Annotated in this window: 14 protein-coding genes; 13 read left to right on the top strand and 1 reads right to left on the bottom strand. The window is 72.8% G+C overall.

The genetic code is table 11. The annotated features are described in order from the left end of the window. The first annotated feature begins 91 nt into the window (after positions 1-91). The 4 genes from ACRWND_RS18360 (at position 92) to ACRWND_RS18345 (ending at position 4,123) form a co-directional block, all read left to right on the top strand. Entirely contained in the window at positions 92-1,270 is a 1,179-nt protein-coding gene (locus ACRWND_RS18360; protein ID WP_431950641.1) for a L,D-transpeptidase, read from the top strand. Between the two features lie 58 nt (positions 1,271-1,328). Beyond that, positions 1,329-2,096 (top strand): enoyl-CoA hydratase/isomerase family protein, encoded by a 768-nt coding sequence (locus ACRWND_RS18355; protein WP_431950625.1) that lies wholly within the window; start codon positions 1,329-1,331, stop codon positions 2,094-2,096. Between the two features lie 148 nt (positions 2,097-2,244). Continuing rightward, positions 2,245-2,847, top strand: coding sequence for an ATP-binding protein (locus ACRWND_RS18350; RefSeq protein ID WP_431950623.1), 603 nt, complete (start codon positions 2,245-2,247; stop codon positions 2,845-2,847). A gap of 289 nt (positions 2,848-3,136) precedes the next feature. Then, positions 3,137-4,123, top strand: coding sequence for a scabin-related ADP-ribosyltransferase (locus tag ACRWND_RS18345; protein WP_431950621.1), 987 nt, complete (start codon positions 3,137-3,139; stop codon positions 4,121-4,123). Between the two features lie 144 nt (positions 4,124-4,267). Here ACRWND_RS18345 and ACRWND_RS18340 read toward each other — a convergent pair whose 3' ends face one another. After that, on the bottom strand, positions 4,268-5,905 hold the full coding sequence (locus ACRWND_RS18340) for an FAD-dependent oxidoreductase (RefSeq protein WP_431950619.1): 1,638 nt from the start codon (positions 5,903-5,905) through the stop codon (positions 4,268-4,270). Between the two features lie 141 nt (positions 5,906-6,046). Here ACRWND_RS18340 and ACRWND_RS18335 point away from each other — a divergent pair, with 141 nt between their 5' ends. From ACRWND_RS18335 to ACRWND_RS18295, 9 genes are all read left to right on the top strand, one after another. Next, positions 6,047-7,147 carry a SchA/CurD-like domain-containing protein gene (locus ACRWND_RS18335; RefSeq protein WP_431950617.1) on the top strand — a complete coding sequence of 367 codons (1,101 nt, stop codon included), beginning with the start codon at positions 6,047-6,049 and terminating at the stop codon, positions 7,145-7,147. 81 nt (positions 7,148-7,228) lie between these two features. Then, complete coding sequence (locus ACRWND_RS18330; RefSeq protein WP_431950615.1) at positions 7,229-7,666, top strand: cupin domain-containing protein; 438 nt, start codon at positions 7,229-7,231, stop codon at positions 7,664-7,666. Beyond that, positions 7,663-8,931, top strand: a complete 1,269-nt coding sequence (locus tag ACRWND_RS18325) for a beta-ketoacyl-[acyl-carrier-protein] synthase family protein (protein ID WP_431950613.1) — start codon at positions 7,663-7,665, stop codon at positions 8,929-8,931. The genes ACRWND_RS18330 and ACRWND_RS18325 overlap by 4 nt, the downstream gene beginning before the upstream one ends. After that, positions 8,928-10,148, top strand: a complete 1,221-nt coding sequence (locus ACRWND_RS18320; protein WP_431950611.1) for a ketosynthase chain-length factor — start codon at positions 8,928-8,930, stop codon at positions 10,146-10,148. The genes ACRWND_RS18325 and ACRWND_RS18320 overlap by 4 nt, the downstream gene beginning before the upstream one ends. Before the next feature lie 28 nt (positions 10,149-10,176). After that, positions 10,177-10,434: an acyl carrier protein gene (locus ACRWND_RS18315; RefSeq protein WP_431950609.1), complete on the top strand. Its 258-nt coding sequence runs from the start codon at positions 10,177-10,179 to the stop codon at positions 10,432-10,434. Positions 10,435-10,436: 2 nt separating this feature from the next. Continuing rightward, positions 10,437-10,898: an SRPBCC family protein gene (locus ACRWND_RS18310; RefSeq protein WP_431950607.1), complete on the top strand. Its 462-nt coding sequence runs from the start codon at positions 10,437-10,439 to the stop codon at positions 10,896-10,898. Further along, a complete protein-coding gene (locus ACRWND_RS18305) occupies positions 10,895-11,224 on the top strand; it encodes a TcmI family type II polyketide cyclase (protein WP_431950605.1) in 330 nt (109 codons plus the stop codon). The genes ACRWND_RS18310 and ACRWND_RS18305 overlap by 4 nt, the downstream gene beginning before the upstream one ends. Continuing rightward, complete coding sequence (gene accD, locus ACRWND_RS18300; protein WP_431950603.1) at positions 11,217-12,947, top strand: acetyl-CoA carboxylase, carboxyltransferase subunit beta; 1,731 nt, start codon at positions 11,217-11,219, stop codon at positions 12,945-12,947. The genes ACRWND_RS18305 and accD overlap by 8 nt, the downstream gene beginning before the upstream one ends. After that, positions 12,944-13,621 (top strand): acetyl-CoA carboxylase biotin carboxyl carrier protein, encoded by a 678-nt coding sequence (locus ACRWND_RS18295; protein WP_431950601.1) that lies wholly within the window; start codon positions 12,944-12,946, stop codon positions 13,619-13,621. The genes accD and ACRWND_RS18295 overlap by 4 nt, the downstream gene beginning before the upstream one ends. Positions 13,622-13,626: the final 5 nt, after the last annotated feature.

The raw sequence follows: 13,626 nt of genomic DNA, 5'->3' as shown, positions 1-13,626 counted from the left end.
GCCACGGGCCGGTTTGGGGAGACGACAGGTGAAGGCGATACAGGGCGCGCGGGGCGCAGGGCGGACCACCTTGGGCCTCGCGGTGGGGGCGATGCTGCTCCTCGTCAGCGCGTGCGGGGGCAGTGCCAGCGGCGACAGCAAGGACGAGGGCAAGGCCAGGCCCGGAGCCACGGCCTCGCAGGGCGGCAAGAGCGACACGACCGAGTCGCAGGCCGTCGTCACCATCGCGCCCGAGGACGGCGCGGACGAGGTGGCCACCACGGGGGACCTCAAGGTCACGGCCGGCAAGGGCCGGCTGACCTCCGTCGTGGTCAAGAGCGGCAAGGGCGACCCGGTCGAGGGCAAGATATCCGCCGACGGCGCCAGTTGGGAGCCGACGGAGACGCTGGGCACGTCCACCGAGTACTCGGTGGACGTGATAGCCGAGGACAGCGCGGGCCGTGAGTCGGCGAAGCACGCGAGCTTCACCACGGTCACCCCCAAGGACACCTTCATCGGCTTCTTCACCCCCGAGGACGGGCAGACGGTCGGCGTGGGCATGCCGGTCTCGCTGAAGTTCAACCGGGCGATCACCGACAAGAAGGCGGTGCAGGACGCGATCAAGGTGACCGCGACCCCGTCGGTCCCCGTCGTCGGCCACTGGTACGGCAACCAGCGAGTGGACTTCCGCCCCGAGAAGTACTGGGCCAAGGGCACGAAGATCACTCTGTCCCTGCGGCTGAATGGCGTCGAGGGCGCGGACGGCGTCTACGGCACCCAGTCCAAGGACGTGCACTACACCATCGGCCGCAGCCAGGTCAGCATCGTGGACGCCGCGAAGCACACGATGAAGGTCTACCGCGACGGCAAGCTGCTGCGGACCATACCGATCACCGCGGGCGGGCCCGGCACGACGACCTACAACGGCAAGATGGTCATCACCGAGCGGTACCCGGTGACCCGCATGAACGGCGACACCGTGGGCTTCGGCGGTGAGTACGACATCAAGGACGTGCCGCACGCCCAGCGGCTGACCACCTCGGGCACCTTCATCCACGGCAACTACTGGGCGTCCTCGGGCACCTTCGGCAGCGCGAACGTCAGCCACGGCTGCGTGGGCCTGCGGGACGTGCGCGGCGGCGGCGGTGCCACCCCGTCCTCGTGGTTCTACGACAACTCGATGATCGGCGACGTCGTGGAGGTCAGGAACTCCCACGACAAGACCGTGCAGTGGTGGAACGGGCTCAACGGCTGGAACCTGCCGTGGAGTCAGTGGACCCCCGCTTCCTGACGCGCCCCGTGAGGCATGTCGCAGCGTGAACGGACGTTCACGGATACCCTCGTCGGCCATGACAGTTAATCTCGAGGTCGACGAGGGTGTCGGCACCATCCGCCTGGACCGCCCCCCGATGAACGCCCTGGACGTCGCGACCCAGGACCGGCTCCGCGAGGTGGCGGAGGAGGCGTCCTGGCGCGAGGACGTACGGGCCGTCGTGCTCTGGGGCGGCGAGAAGGTGTTCGCGGCGGGCGCGGACATCAAGGAGATGCAGGCCATGGACTACGAGGCCATGGCCGTGCGGGCCCGCGCGCTGCAGGTCTCCTTCACGGCGGTCGCCCGGATCCCCAAGCCGGTGGTGGCCGCCGTGACGGGTTACGCCCTCGGCGGCGGCTGCGAACTCGCGCTCTGCGCCGACATCCGGATCGCCGCGGAGGACGCCAGGCTCGGCCAGCCCGAGATCCTGCTCGGCCTGATCCCCGGCGCGGGCGGCACGCAGCGGCTGTCGCGGCTGGTGGGCCCCGCCAAGGCGAAGGACCTCATCTTCACCGGCCGCATGGTCACGGCGGACGAGGCGCTCACCATCGGCCTGGTGGACAAGGTGGTCCCGGCCGGGCAGGTGTACGCCGAGGCCCGCGCCTGGGCCGAGCGGCTGGCCCGCGGTCCGGCGCTGGCGCTGCGCGCCGCCAAGGAGGCCGTGGACGCCGGCCTGGAGACCGATCTGGACACCGGCCTCACCATCGAACGGAGCCTGTTCGCGGGGCTGTTCGCCACCGAGGACCGCACGACGGGCATGCGCAGCTTCGTCGAGGAGGGCCCCGGCAAGGCGAAGTTCCGCTGAGCCCGACCCGGTTGGGTGACGGCCGGTATCGCCGGGTCGCCTCGAGCCCGTCTCGGGCGAGGCTCGGGGCGACCCGCGGCGGATGCCTCGACCGTTCCTCGCCGGAGCCCTCTTCGCGCAGGTGAAAGGGGTCGCGGCGGCTCCAGTCATGCCCCTGGCATATGCCGACGGGGCGTCCCGGGGTGGCATGTCCTGCGGCGCCGATTCCCTCGTTCCGCCCCGAAGCGCTGTCGGGTACGGCCATCATGTGGACATGGCGGGGCAGCAGGGAGCATCTGAGCAGCCGCAGCGGGTGACCGTCCCTGCGGTGGGGCGGCCGTCCGCGGCGGTCGACGATCGGGCGGCGTCGTGCATCGAGCTGTTGGGCAACCCCGCCATGGCGGAGGTGCGGCTCGTCTCGCGCCCGGAGTCGGCGGCCGATGCCCGCCGCCTCGCCCGCGCCGTGCTGCGGCTGTGGGGGCTGCCCCAGTTGGACGACGTCGTCGAGTTACTCGTCTCCGAACTCGTGGGCAACGCCGTGCGGCACACGGGCGCCCGTACCTTCGGTCTGCACATGCCGCGCCGCCGCGGCTGGATCCGGGTGGAGCTGCGCGACCCCTCCCGGGCCCTGCCCTGCCTGATGCCGGTGCGCGAACTGGACGAGAGCGGGCGCGGGCTCTTCCTGATCGACACGCTCGCCGACCGCTGGGGGGTGGACCTGCTGCCGCAGGGCAAGACGACCTGGTTCGAAATGCGGGTCATGGACCGTTGAACGGAGAATGAACGAAAACCTGTGTTTGCAAGGTCAGTGTCCCATGTCACTCGCACATCGCGAGGTTTCGGCAGTGTTTCCTCGTATGCTTGCCAATGTAACGACCTCCAAGACCCGGGTTCGGTCGTCCGAAGGCGTCGTGGATCACACCCCTGGTTCCGCGGCGGATCGAGAGGCCCCAGCAGCGTCGCACAACGTCGCTCGGGGGCCTCTTCTGCTTCTGTGGCGGGACACGCCGACAAGGGTGAGCATTCCGGCGACTGGACGATGCCGGGGTAATTGTGGGCATATGATCACACTGCGCACGCTGCGCCGGCTCTGTGCCGCCGCCCTTCCGCTGGGGGTGCTCGCACTCCCCGTCTGCGCGGCCGCCGCGGCCGTCGCCCCGGGTCTTCCACGCGACCCGGCCGTTCCCGAATGGTGCCCCGTCGTCCCCGACCGGCTCTACGCAGCCGCGGACACCAGCGTCGACCTCGACCGGATCAGGCCCGGCGAGCCGAGCTGGCGCTCCAATTGCAACGCCCTCTTCCGGGGCGACGACCGCCCGCCGGAGCAGGTCTTCAAGGACGGGCTGCGTCCCGCGGACGTCAGTGGCGGCGAGTACGACCTGCAGGCCTACGCCCGGCGGGAGCAGCCCTCGCCGTTCGTGGCCACCACCTATGACCGCGAGTCCCTCAAACAGCGGACGACCACCTACCTCTACTACATCGACGCCCCCGGGGGTATCGAGCTCGACGAGACCCTCGGCACCCGGGAGCTGAGGTCGGCCCGCACCAGCGTGGTCTTCCCGGGGGGAGTGGCCCGGCAGTTCATCGTGAAGGCATGCCCGGTGGACAAGGCCACCGGGGCCGAGGTCACGGCGCGGTGCGTGCTCAACCCCGCGTACTCGCCGTGGCGCGGCTGGCCGGCCCCCGACTGGACGGGGGTGAAGGAACCCGGCGCCGCGCAACCCCCTGCCCAGCCCCCCGCCAAGCCGTCGGCGCCCTCCGCCGCCCAGCCGTCGGCACCGTCCGCAGCCAGGCCGTCCGCAGCGCCTCCGGCGGCCCGGCCGGGCACGTCCCCGGCCGGCGGCCCAGCCGCGCCGTCCGGCGCTCAGCCGTCCGCCGTTCAACCGTCCGGCGCTCAGCCGTCCGCCCCGTCGGCCGCCCGACCCCCGGCCGCGCCTGTGGCGCCCGGGCCGGGTACGGCGCCGGCCGGTCGTCCGGCCGTACCGCCCGCCGTCCAGCCGGGCGGGTCCCGCACCTTCGAGGAGGGCGCGGGCGGGCCGGTGGGTTGACGGCACCGCACACGGCGGCCACCAGCGCTCTGGCGAGCGGTGGTGGCCGCCGTCCGTACGCGCGGCACCTCGCGGCAGCGGATCGGCCCGCGTGTGGACAGACCCCTGCCCTCGCCCCGGGGAGCGAGGGCAGGGGTCCGGCGCTCAGCCGAGCCGCAGCACCGAGGTGAGCACCTCCGTCAGTGTCGCCGCGGGGTCCGCCACGGCGTCACGGCTCCGCCACGCGACGAAACCGTCCGGGCGGACCAGGATCGCTCCACTCGGCGTCATGCCGTGCACCGCCGTCCAGTCCGTGCCCGCCTCGGGCACCAGGTCCGCCTGGGTGGACTCACCGAGCCGGTAGGCCTCCAGAGGGACTCCGAGGCGCTCCGCGACCGCGCGGGCCGCGTCGTGCCAGGCCGTTCCCTTCGGCCCGTCACCGGTGAGCAGCACCATGGAGCGCTCGTACAGGTCCAGCGTCGAGCGGCGCTCGCCCTCCCGGGTGGTCACCCACACATGCGGGGAGCGGCCACCGGGCTCGGCGACCGGGCGGAAGTCCTCGGGGACGACCGGGCGCCCCGGATCCGCGCCGAGGAACGCGCCCTGCGGGTAGCGGTAGCCCAGAGCGACCACCAGCACGCCCTTCTGGGGTCCGCCGCCGGCCGGCGGGGCGTAGCCGGGGTGGGCGTGCTCGGCGGAACGCGCGGAAGCCCGTTCGCTGGTGGCCACGGCGACCGGGCGGCGCTCCGCCTCGTATGTCTCCAGCAGCTCCGGCCCGGCCCAGCCGCCGACCACCGCGGCCAGCTTCCACGCCAGGTTGTGGGCGTCCTGGATGCCCGTGTTGGAGCCGAAGGCGCCGGTGGGGGACATCTCGTGGCACGCGTCGCCGGCCAGCAGCACCCGCCCGCGCCCGTAGGAGTCCGCGACCCGCTCCGCGGCGCGCCAGGGAGCCCGGCCGGTGATCTCGATCTCCAGGTCCGGCACGCCCACCGCGGTGCGGATGTGGGCGGCCAGCCGCTGGTCGGTGAAGTCCTCCGGCGCCTCGTCCCGTTCGGGGTGCCAGGGCGCGTGGAAGACCCAGTTCTCCTGGTTGTCGACGGGCAGCAGCACGCCGTCGGCGTCCGGGTTGGTCAGGTAGCACGCGATGAAGCGGCGGTCGCCCACCGCGTCGGCCAGCCGCTTGGCGCGGAAGGTCGCGCTGATGTTGGCGAACAGGTCGCCCTGGCCGGTGTGCCCGATGCCCAGGGCGCGGCGCACCGGGCTGCGCGGACCGTCGGCCGCGAGCAGGTAGTCGGCCCTGACGGTGCGGCGCTCACCTGTCTCGCGGTCCGTCAGTTCGCAGGTCACTCCGTCGCCGTCCTGGGTGAACGAGGTCAGTTCGGTGCTGAAGCGCAGATCGCCGCCGAGTTCGCGGGCGTAGTCCACGAGCACCGGCTCCAGGTCGTTCTGGCTGCACAGGCACCAGCCGCTGGGGCTGATGCCGGACAGTCGGCCGCCCGGGTCGATCTCCCGGAACAGCCACTCCGCGTTGTCCGAGGTGAGCGATTCGGCCTGCAGGATGCCGTGGTTGTCGGCGAGTACGGAGGCGGCCCGCCGGATCAGCGGCTCCGCCCCGGCCGTACGGAACAGTTCCATGGTCCGCAGGTTGTTGCCGCGGCCACGGGGGTGGATGGAGGTACCCGGGTGCTTCTCGACGAGGACGTGCCGGACGCCGAGCCGGCCCAGGAAGACTGAGCTGGAGAGCCCGACGAGGGAGCCCCCCACGATGAGGACCGGAACCCGGTCTTCGGCCTGTGGAGTCATAGCTCCCTAAATGCCCGATTGCGGGGTGTATTTTCGCCCGTCACCCAATTGGATCACATATCTCGCACCGGTTGGGCCACCACAGCACGATCGTTTGACGACGGACCTTGGGGGGTTGCTCGCTCTCGGAAGAGGTGGAATATGCCGGCCCAGGCCGAAAAGGTCTCGCAGTCCGCGCTCGATGGCAATCGCCTGCGCGTCGTCCTCATGCTTGATGTCGAGGACGGCGCCGAGCAGCGGTTTCTTGATGCGTATGACCAGATGTGCCGCCACGTCGCCGCCGTGCCCGGACACGTCAGCGACCAGCTGTGCCAGTCGATCGAAAATCCCTCGCAATGGCTGATCACCAGTGAGTGGGAGAGTGCGCTGCACTTCCTCGCCTGGGTGGACAGCCCGACCCACCTGGAGATGGTGCAGCCGATGCACGGCTGCGTGAAGGACACCCGCTCGCTCCGCTTCGGGGTGCTGCGGGAGACCCGTACCTCCTACGAGTCCGGCCGCATGCAGCCCGTGCCGCGGGTCGGGGACGGGATCATCCGCCACGCCATCACCTTCACCGTGAAGCCCGGCAGCGAACAGAAGGTGGCGGACATCCTGTCCGGCTACACCTCGCCGCAGGCCGTGGTGGACGAGAACACGCGGCTGCGCCGCACCTCGCTGTTCATGCACGGCAACCGCGTCGTGCGCGCCGTGGAGGTGGAGGGCGACCTGGCCAGGGCACTGCGCCACGTCGCCCGCCAGCCCGAGGTGCGGGCTGTCGAGGAAGCCATCAACCCCTACCTGGAGGTGGACCGGGATCTCAACGACCCGGGCTCGGCACGGGAGTTCTTCGCCCGCGCCGCGCTCCCGGCCGTGCACCACGTCGCCAAGGGCGCCGACCGTCCGGAGAACCTGCGCCGGCACGCCCTGATCTACCCGGCCAAGGCGGGCTCCGGCCCGGCCGTCGCCAAGATGCTCGCCCAGCAGGACGAGGAGGCCGTGGACGCCCCCAAGGGGCCGCTCGCGCGCAGCACCGTCTACCTCCGCGAGGACATCGTGGTGCGCCTGGTGGACCTGCGGGTCCCGGTCGAGGAGGCCCCGCTGGTCGCCGTGGGCGTCGCGGGCAAGCACAAGACCGGCGTCCTCGCCAGGCTGCTCGACCTCGGCCCCGGCTGGGACCTCGGGGACGAGCAGGGCCTGAAGCGGTTCCTCGCCGAGTGCGACATGCGCCTGCTCACCGACCGCAGCGCGGCCACGTCCTGACCCGTCCGAGCCATTGGCAGCCGGCAGGTACCGGCCGGTCCGGGGTGCGCCCCGGACCGGCCCCCGCCGGAGGAGGCAAGCATGGATGATCTTCTGACCAACGAACGGAACGCCCCGTTCACGCCGACCATCGTGAATCTGGCGGACACCCCGCCCAACCGCCGCCGCGGCGGCGACCTGCGGGCGATGCTCACCCCGACCGCGTGCGGCGCCACCAGCGGCTTCATGGGCGTGGCTCTCGTCGACCCCGGTGACCGGATCGGCGAGCACTACCACCCCTATTCCGAGGAGTTCGTCTACGTGGTGTGCGGCGACCTGGAGGTGGACCTGGACGGCGAGCCCCATGTGCTCCGCCCCGAGCAGGGCCTGATGATCCCGCCGTACGTCCGCCACCGGTTCCGCAACGTGGGCCGCACCGAGGCCCGGCTCGTCTTCCACCTCGGTCCGCTCGCTCCCCGACCGGAGTTGGGCCACGTGGACACCGAGGTCACCGAGCAGACCGAGGACGCGGCGTCATGACCCGCCGGGTGGCGGTCACCGGGGCCGGTGTCGTCGCCCCCGGCGGTGTCGGGGTCCCCGCTTTCTGGGAACTGCTCACCGCCGGCCGGACGGCGACCCGCGGGATCACGCTCTTCGACCCGACGGGCTTCCGGTCCCGCATCGCCGCAGAGGTCGACTTCGACGCGGCGTCCTGCGGGCTGGGCCCGCAGGACGTGGAACGCGCCGACCGGTACGTCCAGTTCGCGCTCGTCGCGGCCGCCGAGGCGATCCGCGACGCCGGACTGGAACTGGGCGAGGAGGACCCCTGGCGCGTCGGGGTCTCCCTGGGCACCGCCGTCGGAGGCACCACCCGGCTGGAACACGACTACATACGCGTCAGCGAACGCGGCGCCCGCTGGGACGTCGACCACCGCCAGGCGGGGGCGCATTTGCACCGGGCGTTCGCGCCCAGCGCCCTCGCCTCGGAGATAGCCGAGCGGCACGGCGCCCGCGGCCCCGTGCAGACCGTCTCCACGGGCTGCACCTCCGGCCTCGACGCCGTGGGATACGCGTTCCACACCATCGAGGAGGGACGCGCCGACATCGTCATCGCCGGCGCCTCGGACTCCCCGATCTCACCCATCACGGTGGCCTGTTTCGACGCCATCAAGGCGACCAGCCCCAACAACGACGACCCGGCCCATGCCTCCCGGCCCTTCGACGCCCACCGCGACGGCTTCGTCATGGGCGAGGGCGGCGCCGTGCTCATCCTGGAGGAACTGGAGCACGCCAGGGCTCGCGGGGCCCGGATCTACTGCGAGGTCGGCGGCTACGCCACATACGGCAACGCCTACCACATGACCGGCCTCACCACCGACGGCCTGGAGATGTCCGAGGCCATCGACCGGGCACTGGACCACGCCAGGCTCGACCGGGCGGACGTCGACTACGTCAACGCGCACGGCTCGGGGACCAAGCAGAACGACCGCCACGAGACCGCCGCGGTCAAGCGCTCCCTGGGCGCCCATGCCTACTCCACGCCCATGAGCTCCATCAAATCCATGGTCGGCCACTCCCTCGGGGCGATCGGCGCCATCGAACTGGCCGCCTGCACCCTGGCCCTCGCTCACGGCGTGGTGCCGCCGACCGCCAACTACGAGACCCCGGACCCGGAGTGCGACCTGGACTACGTCCCTCGCACCGCCCGTGAGCTGAAGCTGCGCACCGTGCTGTCCGTCGGCAGCGGTTTCGGCGGCTTCCAGTCCGCGGTGGTCCTCAACCGACCGGAGGGGAGCCAGCGATGAACACGCAAGCGGTGGTCACCGGCATCGGCGTCGTCGCACCGAACGGCATCGGAGCCGACGCCTTCTGGAAGGCGACCAGGGAAGGCGTCTCCGTCCTCGACGCGGTCAGCCGCGAGGGCTGCCGGGACCTGCCGCTTCGCGTCGCGGGAGAGGTCCGCGGCTTTGAGGTGTCGGCGGTCGTCGAGGACCGCTACACGGTGCAGACCGACCGGTTCACCCACTTCGCGATGGCGGCAGCCGACCAGGCACTCGCCGACTCCGGACTGCGCTTCGACGAGGAGGCCCCCTTCGACATCGGCGTGGTGACCGCGGCCTGTTCCGGCGGCGGCGAGTTCGGCCAGCGCGAGCTCCAGCAACTGTGGGGCAAGGGGCCGCGCTTCGTCGGTCCGTACCAGTCCATCGCGTGGTTCTACGCCGCCAGCACCGGCCAGATCTCCATCCGCGGCGGCTTCAAGGGCCCTTGCGGCGTGGTCGCCAGCGACGAGGCCGGCGGTCTCGACGCCGTCGCCCACGCCTGCCGCAACATCACCCGCGGCACCGGCACCCGGGCCGTCGTCGTCGGCGCCGCCGAGGCGCCGCTGGCGCCGTACTCGGCCGTCTGCCAGCTCGGATACGAAGAACTCAGCCTCGAGGAGGACCCCGACCGCGCCTATCAGCCCTTCACCCGGGACGCCTGCGGTTTCGCCCCCGCCGAGGGGGGCGCGATGCTCGTGGTCGAGGACCCCGAGCACGCCGCCGGCCGCGGGGCCGCCGCGCAGGCGGTCATCGCGGGGCACGGCGCCACCTTCACCGGCGCCTCGCGCTGGGCGGAGTCCCGCCAGGGACTGGCCCGCGCGATCCGTGACGCTCTCGCGGAAGCCGCGTGCGCCCCCGGGGACATCGATGTCGTCTTCGCGGACGCGCTCGGCACCCCGGAGGCGGACCGCGCCGAGGCGCAGGCACTGGCCGACGTGTTCGGCAGACGCGCCGCCCAGATCCCCGTGACCGCTCCCAAGACCGGCACCGGCCGCGCCTACTGCGGCGCCCCGGTGCTCGACGTGGCCGCCGCCGTGTTCGCCCTGCGGCACGGAGTCGTGCCCCCGACCCCCAACATCACCGACATCTGCCACGACCTCGACCTGGTCACCGGCCGGCCCCGGCCGGCGGAACTGCGGACCGCTCTGGTGCTCAGCCGCGGCCTGATGGGTTCCAACTCGGCCCTGGTCGTCCGGGCGTAGCGCAGGCGCAGTGAAGGAGAGCTCTTCCATGAGCAAGGAACTGACCTACGGCGAACTCGCCGCCCTGATGAAGTCCAGTGCCGGCATCACCGTCGACGTGGCCCTCCTGACCGGGCACCCGGAGACGCCCTTCGCCGAGTACGGCCTGGACTCGCTCGGCCTGCTCGGCATCGTCGGCGCCCTGGAGAACGACCGGGGCATCCCGATCGCCGGCGACGCCGACTCGTGCAAGACCCCCGGCGCCTTCATGGACGTCGTCAACAGCTCACTCAAGGCAGGAGTCTGACCATGCCCGGCCACACCGAGAACGAGATCATCATCCCCGCCCCCATGGACGTCGTCTGGGACATCACGAACGACGTGGAGGGCTGGCCGGACCTGTTCAGCGAGTACGCCTCCGTGGACATCGTGGAGCGGGAGGGCGACCGGGTCGTCTTCCGGCTCACCATGCACCCCGACGAGCACGGCCAGGTCTGGAGCTGGGTCTCCGAGCGGGTCGCCGACCGGGCCACCCGCACCGTGCGCGCGCACCGGGTGGAGACCGGCCCCTTCCAGTACATGGACATCCGCTGGGCGTACGAGGAGGTCCCCGGCGGCACCCGGATGCGCTGGACCCAGGACTTCGCCATGAAGCCCGGCGCCCCCCTCGACGACGAGGCGATGACGGCCCGGATCAACGACAACTCCAAGATCCAGCTGGAGCTGATCCGCGAGCGGATCGTGCAGCGCCACCGCGGGGGCTCGGCATGAGCTACCGCAGCCTGATCGTGGCCAGGATGAAGCCCGGTTCGCAGGAGCAGGTGGCGCAGGTCTTCGCCGAGTCGGACAAGGGCGAGCTGCCCGGTCTGATCGGGGTCACCGGGCGCAGCCTGTTCCAGTTCCGCGACGTCTATCTGCACCTGGTCGAGGCCGACCGGCCGCCCGGCCCCGAGGTCGCCCGGTACAAGGACCACCCGGCGTTCCGGGACATCAGCGAGCAGCTGTCGTCCTTCATCTCCGCGTACGACCCCGAGACCTGGCGTGAGCCCAAGGACGCCATGGCCCGGGAGTTCTACCGCTGGGAGCGCAGTGGCTGAGCAGGCCACCGCCGAGCCGGACTGGGTGCGCTGCGAGCGCTGTGCGGCGCTCGTCTACGGCAAGCGCTACGCCCGTACGCTGCGCGTCTGCCCGGAGTGCGGCGCGCACGGCCGGCTCACCGCCCGGCAGCGGCTCGACCAGCTGCTGGACCCGGGCTCCTGCCGGCCGCTCGCCGCCGAGCGCGGCGAGCGGCCGGCGCAGCACGATCCGCTGGGCTTCACCGACACCCGCCCGTACGCCGAGCGGCTGAGCGAGGCACGGGCGCGGACGGGGATGGACGAGGCCGTCGTCTGCGTGCGGGGCGCCGTCGGGGGGCAGCCGGTGGTGGCCGCCGCGATGGACTTCCGCTTCCTCGGCGGCAGCCTCGGTCTGGGGGTCGGTTCGCAGATCACCCGGGCCGCCCGCTGCAGCCTGCGGCAGCGCGTCCCGCTGCTGCTGGTCACCGCCTCCGGCGGCGCCCGCATGCAGGAGGGCGCCCTGTCCCTGATGCAGATGGCCAGGACCGCCCAGGCGCTCGCCGAACTCGACGAGGCCGGCGTCCTCGTAGTGTCCCTGGTCACCGATCCCACGTACGGCGGCGTCGCCGCGTCCTACGCGACCCTCGCCGACGTCATCCTGGCCGAGCCCGGCGCCCGGATGGGCTTCGCCGGGCCGCGCGTCATCGAGCAGACCACCGGCCGCCGGCTTCCCGAGGGCTTCCAGACCGCGGAGTTCCTCCTCGCGCACGGACTCGTCGACGACGTCGTCCCCCGCGCCGAACTCCGCCCGACGCTGGCCCGGCTGCTGCGGCTGCGCTCCGGGGCGGACGCCGCCCGCGGGGAGGACGCGCCCGCCGCCGAGCGGCCCCGGCCGGCGACCGTGCCGCGCGGACCCGCCGTCCGCGTCGTCCGCACGGCGGACGAACTGCCGGAGCGGGACCCCTGGGATGCGGTACGCCTGGCCCGGCACCCGATGCGCCCCACGGCCGCCGACTACGCGGCCCATCTGCTGCGGGACTTCCAGGAGTTGCACGGCGACCGGCTGGCCGCCGACTGCCCGGCCGTGATCGGCGGGCCGGGGCTGCTCGACGGCCGGCCCATCATGCTGATCGGCCATCACAAGGGCGGCCCCGAGGCGGAGGAGCGCCGGCGGCGCCGCCACGGCATGGCCACACCGGCCGGTCACCGGAAGGCGGCGCGCCTGATGCGGACCGCCGCCAAGCTGGGCATGCCGGTGGTGACCCTCATCGACACCCCGGGCGCCGACCCGGGCCCGGAGGCGGAGTGCGGCGGCCAGGCTCTGGCCATCGCCGAGAGCCTGCGCCTGATGGCGCGGCTGCCCGTACCGGTCGTCGCCGTGATCACCGGCGAGGGCGGCAGCGGCGGGGCCCTGGCCCTCGCCGTCGCCGACCGGGTCCTGGTCACCGAGAGCGGCGTCTACTCCGTCATCAGCCCCGAGGGCTGCGCCGCGATCCTGTGGAAGGACCCCGCCGCGGCCCCCGCCGCCGCGGCCGCCCTGCGGCTGCACGCCCGTGATCTGCTCCGGCTGGGCATCGTCGACGGCGTGATCCCCGAGCCGCCCGACGGCGCCCACAAGGACCACGCCCTCGCGGCCGCCCTCGTCGGCGGCGCGGTCTCGGCCGCCCTGGACGAACTGCGTCCCCGGGCCCCCGACCGGCTGCTGGCCGAGCGCCGCGACCGGTTCCACCGTTTCGGCCGACTGGAGGAGGAGGCAGCACCATGACACTCCACGGCGACGACAGGACGGCCCGCCCTCCGGGCGCGGGCAAGGCCCTCAACGGAACGTCCCCGGGCGCGCAGACCGCGCCCCCTGCGCTGGAGGCGGTCTGCCGCAGCGCGGCGGAGCTGGCCCGCTCGATGCCCGCCCCGCCGCGGCGGATCAGGCTGCGCCACGGCCAGACGGCGGTCGAGATCGAGTGGCCGCAGCCGCCGGCCTCTTCGGACGGACCCGCGCCCGCTCCGGCCGCGCCCGCTCCGGCCGCGCCCGCTCCCGCCGCACCGGAGACCGCTCCGGCCGCGCCCGCTCCCGCCGCACCGGAGACCGCTCCGGCGGCTGCCGCCCCGCCGCCCGCCCCCGGTGGAAGCCAGGGCGCCGCCGGCGCGGCTCAGGCGCACGAGGCGCACGGAGCGCAGACTTCCGAGTCGCACCACTACGTCTGCGCCCCCACCGTGGGCACCTTCTACCACGCCCTGGAACCCGGCGAGCGCCCGTGCGTCCGGGTCGGCGACCTGGTCCGCCCCGGCCAGAGCGTGGGCGTCCTGGAGGTCATGAAGATGATGAACATCGTCGAGGCGGACGTGGCCGGCCGCGTCGTGGAGATCGTGGTCCCGGACGGGCAGCCTGTGGAGTTCCAGCAGCCGCTGATCGCACTGCAGCCTCGAGCGGTGGAGGAGTGAGGGCC

It is taken from the genome of Actinacidiphila sp. bgisy167, assembly GCF_965342175.1.
In the GTDB taxonomy this organism is placed as follows: domain Bacteria; phylum Actinomycetota; class Actinomycetes; order Streptomycetales; family Streptomycetaceae; genus Actinacidiphila.
The sequence above is the reverse complement of the archived record's forward strand: the minus strand, read 5'-3'. Positions and strand labels throughout refer to the sequence as shown.